The following is a 4342-nucleotide window of genomic DNA, read 5'->3' as shown; positions in this document are numbered from 1 at the left end:
GACTTCGGCCGTAATGCTGGCATCGCCGGTCACGGTTTTGTACAGATACTGGAACTGGTCCGACGTGCCCGAAATATCGTTCCCGCCGCCGGCCACCGTGTACACACCGCTCGTCGTGTTGAAATTGGAACTCCCAGCCGGGCTGGGACCGCCGACGTCCTGATTGCTGGTAAAGATGCCCAGCGATGGCGGCGTAGGAGTCACCAAGCCGTACCCAACCACCGTTCCCAGAATGTGGCCGCCGGAACCTGAACCGCCGCCCGTGCCGTCGTAAACCATACCGTCAAACACAGTCGGAATACTGAATTTCACGCCGGTCGCATTGGTCTGGCCGCCGGTGAGGCTGTCGCGAGCGGAATTTTGATTGCTCGTGTAAATCGGGCTAATACCGGTGCCGGTGGCGGAAGCCGAGTAGGCTGCCAAATAATCGGTTCCGCTTTGGGTAACATCGTTATCCCAGATGATGCCGTTGGACAGGCCGTTGGCGGAAATAGCCGACGTGGTCCCGCGACCTCCAAACAAATTGCTGCTGACAAAATTCGGCGTGGGCTCCACGCCCGTGCGCGGCGAGGCCGTGGTGAACGGGAACGAGGCAAGATTAAATCCTAATTGGCCCACATACATGGTGCCGGTGGTGCCGCCGCCCAGACCGATGTAAATCTCGCCGTTGAAGTACGAAGGAATTTCATAACCTTTGTACGTTTGGTTATTCGCCTTCGTCCCCGGATTGAGCGATTCAAAGTAATAAAACTCACCGATGACGTGGTCGTAGGGTGCCGGATCGTTGTTGGTGGTTTCGTTGCCGTCCGTAATGTACTGCGTGTTGTAGCCGCCCAAGTTGTTGGCGTCGATCAAATAAATGCGCCCTTCTTTGCCGGCAGTCACCAGCATGGGATCGCCGGTGCTGTTGTTTTGCACGCTGTAGGTGCCGGTGCCGCTATTGAAGTGGGCAGTCATGCCTTCGGTTCCGGTCGACGGAATGAGCATCACGCCACCGGAACCAACATCTTCGTCGTTTTTGTTCATTTCAAAAACGTTCGACGCAGTGAAATAATCGACCACCTTCAATCCATAACCATTGGCGTCGTATCCATCATCAGGATCGTACGTGCCGTTGGGGTTGTGCATTACGCCGGTGGTAGTGAGGTTAATATTATTTTGCGTAGCACTTGGATCGAACTGCAGCTTCAAAACCGAGTCGCCATAATCGTCGTCCAGCGGCATTTGCACGGTGTGGCCGCTATCGGTGGACGTGTAGGTGGAATTGAAATTGCTGGGATTTGGATTGAACGCGCCGTTGCCGGTGGAGATGTACAAATAGGTGCCATCGGTGGCGAACACGGCCCCCGCATTCCAGAACCCAGCTTGGGCATCGAAATCGGCCCGATCGCCGGAGACAACCCCAAAATCTTCAAACTTTGGAATGCTAACGAAGGCGACGTTGTTGGCCAACGTCGAGGCATTGTACCCCAATATCCAACCGTAATACGGACCGTCGTCGCCGTGAGAAGCGAAACCGAGATAAATTTCTCCATTGATTAGCGTGGTGGCGACGCGGTTCATCTGCAATAACGCGTTGAAGGCAACGTATCCGGCAACGGAAGGATTCGTTCCCGCGAAGAATGATGTGCTGTCGGCGGTGTTGGTGGCCCAGCTGTCGGCATTGCTTGTCGTGGCCACATGGCCGGAGCCGTTGAAGGTGTCGTTGTTATTGCCGCTGCCCTTCACATAAGGCCCCGCCACATATTTGTAATCGGCAACCCCCCTCAGCGTAAGGGTGCCGGTCGCCGGACTTGTCAGGCTGCTCGAAACATTGAATTGAAAAGTTGTTGAAGACGGAATGGCGGTGACTTGGAAATTGCCGTCGTAGCCCGTGGGCGTGGCGCCGGAAATGCTAATCCAGTCGCCAATATGCATGCCGCCGGTACTGGTGGAGCTACTGATGGTTGCCGTGGCCGTCCCGCCGCTTTGCGTCAAAGAAGTTATGGTAACACTATAGGAGCTGAACGCTGGATTGCTCCCCGAGACGCGCGGATTGATGATTGTGTCGCCAATGACTTGCCCGCCGGACGTCGGTTCTACGGCCGGGTTATTCGGCGTGATGGCCACGGAGCCATCAGAAAGCTTCACGGCCCACAGCCGCTGCACGAAATGCCAATCGGCTCCGCTGACCGTGCTGGTGGGCGTGGAGCCGTTGCGCAATTCCTGCGTGTTGGGGTTGACATATAAAATGCCCGTGGAGCCATCAATGGCGGGCGTCGAAAGAATGCCCAATTCCGGACCCACGTCCGCCGAGTTCACTAATGCATTTTCCGTCGTGCCGTTGGGGCCGTTCACTCCCGCGGGAATGGTGCTGACGCCTGCCGTCGACACGGGGCTGCCGATGGTGGTCACGCGCGGATCGGCAATTTGCAGAAAACTATCCTGCCACAAAATCGCCCCGGTAGAGGCATCGATCGCATACAAGCTATCGTGCTGCGTGGCCACATACAGCACGTTATGAATGCCGAGCGACGAACCGCGGGTAATGTTCACATTGGCGACGGCAAGAATTTGGGCGTACACCTGGCCATCGAGCGTGGTGGTAAATACCTTGCCAAAGCTGGTTTGGTTTACATTCGCCGGGGTCAACACGGTTTCGTTCAAATCTTCGCCGGTGGTGCCAGCCGTATAGTGATTGGCCAGCACGTCGCCGGCGGCCAGCAAGGCACGCCGCTCCAACACTTCTACCATAGCGCGTAGCGATCGCCGGGTAGAACGGCGAGAGTTTCGTAAATGACGTGGGCGCGAAGATACAGCTCGATTGAAAAACAAGTGGGCAGCCACAAGGCCTCCTCTACCGCGACAAAACGCAACAGATAGTACGTCGGGCTCGGCTCCAAACCGAACCCAAAGCACTGCAGACGAGACCTGTTCCCAAGGACCCGTCGCTTCCCCCCAGAGCAACCGCCACCGGCGGTCGTAGCATTTGCTTATCGTACTAACGAAATCGACATTCTGCAAGGAAAAAATGGGAATCTGACGGCTCGGTTGGCCTTACGAGCGACATGCCCAGAGTTGGATTTCGCGGATTCTGCGCTCAACAATCATGGAACAACATCGACGAGCCTTCCGAGAAATTGACGCTCAAAACGCCACGGGGCTATCACAACATTTTTTGATAACCTACGCTCAAAAGTTGGAACTTATAAAGGAACGGTAGGATTTGACCGTTCGGATTAAAAATCCCGCCAACCAACTCGCTCGACAAGACGCATCCGTGAAAAAAATGGGGAATTTACGAATGGGCGGCACAGGACTCGAACCTGTGACCCCTACCGTGTGAGGATAGTGCTCTAACCAACTGAGCTAGCCGCCCTAAGAATGTCGATGCTGCAAACGTGTCGACCGTGCGAGGAAATATCTTAGCTGAGCGTAAGATGGTGGACCAGGGCCATGGCAGAGCGAAGCAACAAGCTCGTCTTAAGCAGATCCGCCGTGTTGTTCCGAGTGGCCGTACTCAACCACCGGTGGCGGCGCTGCCCCCGACTCGCTGGCCGGTGCCGTGGCAGCTGGAGCAGAGGCAGCTGTGAGAGTCTCCGCGCGGGGCTCGGAAGTTGGCGGGCTGAACCGCGGAACTGAAACTTCGTCGCGGTGAACTATCGTTTCGCTTGGCACACTACTGGATTGGTTGCTCGTCGCCGCCGGCGCAGTTGCCGCGGCTTCAATGGCGCTTTCAATCCCACGCAATCCTTTTTTGAATTCCAATACGCCCTTGCCAACCGAACGCATGACCTGTGGCAAACGATCACCAAATAGCAGCAAAGCGATGCCCAGAACAATCACTAAATGCGAGGGAGACAATCCTTCGAACATGACTTAACCGCATCCTTAATCCAGAGCCACAAATCCGTTGGCAAATGACCGGGCAGTGAAGAATGCCGTGCCACAGTCACTCCATGCAATCACTCAATTTTTTCTTTTTCCTTGGACTTGTCGTCCTCAATTCCTTGCATTCCCTTTTTGAATTCCACTACGCCTTCGCCTAAGGATCGCATCACACTGGGAAGCCGGTTGCCGAACAGCAGCAGGACGATGAACGCAATCACCAACATGTGCCAAATGCTAAAAGTACCCATGTTTTGATCCCGGCAGAAAGCAGCGAGCGGCAAGCAAATGGGACCGGTCGATCGCCCGCACACATGACCGGAGCAGCCAAAATTGGCGCAAAGTAAGAACGCACCGCACGCGCCAACCTACTTCATTCTAGCGGCAGGCAGGGGCATGTCAAACGAAGAAAGCGGTTCCCAGAGAAAGAAAAAGTCGTTATGGCAGTTAAAGTTACGGCCAACCGGGCAGTCAC

At 55.4% G+C, this 4342-nt stretch carries 3 protein-coding genes and 1 tRNA gene; all 4 read right to left on the bottom strand.

Annotated elements, in window-relative coordinates; genetic code table 11:
* The coding region (locus tag VFE46_08305; GenBank protein ID HZZ27992.1) for a hypothetical protein at positions 1-2733 on the bottom strand (2733 nt) is incomplete at its 3' end.
* 551 nt (positions 2734-3284) lie between these two features.
* Positions 3285-3358 (bottom strand) — tRNA-Val (locus VFE46_08300).
* 104 nt (positions 3359-3462) lie between these two features.
* Positions 3463-3855: a twin-arginine translocase TatA/TatE family subunit gene (locus tag VFE46_08295; GenBank protein HZZ27991.1), complete on the bottom strand. Its 393-nt coding sequence runs from the start codon at positions 3853-3855 to the stop codon at positions 3463-3465.
* 89 nt (positions 3856-3944) lie between these two features.
* Positions 3945-4118, bottom strand: coding sequence for a twin-arginine translocase TatA/TatE family subunit (locus VFE46_08290; GenBank protein HZZ27990.1), 174 nt, complete (start codon positions 4116-4118; stop codon positions 3945-3947).
* Positions 4119-4342 lie beyond the last annotated feature (224 nt).

It is taken from the genome of Pirellulales bacterium (assembly GCA_035656635.1).
Lineage (GTDB): Bacteria > Planctomycetota > Planctomycetia > Pirellulales > JADZDJ01 > DATJYL01.
This window is presented reverse-complemented; position numbering and strand designations above follow the sequence as displayed.

Excerpts from the sequence above, each read along its gene's own strand:
- VFE46_08290 (HZZ27990.1), bottom strand. The coding sequence starts at position 4,118 with ATGGGTACTTTTAGCATTTGGCACATGTTGGTGATTGCGTTCATCGTC.
- VFE46_08295 (HZZ27991.1), bottom strand. The coding sequence starts at position 3,855 with ATGTTCGAAGGATTGTCTCCCTCGCATTTAGTGATTGTTCTGGGCATC.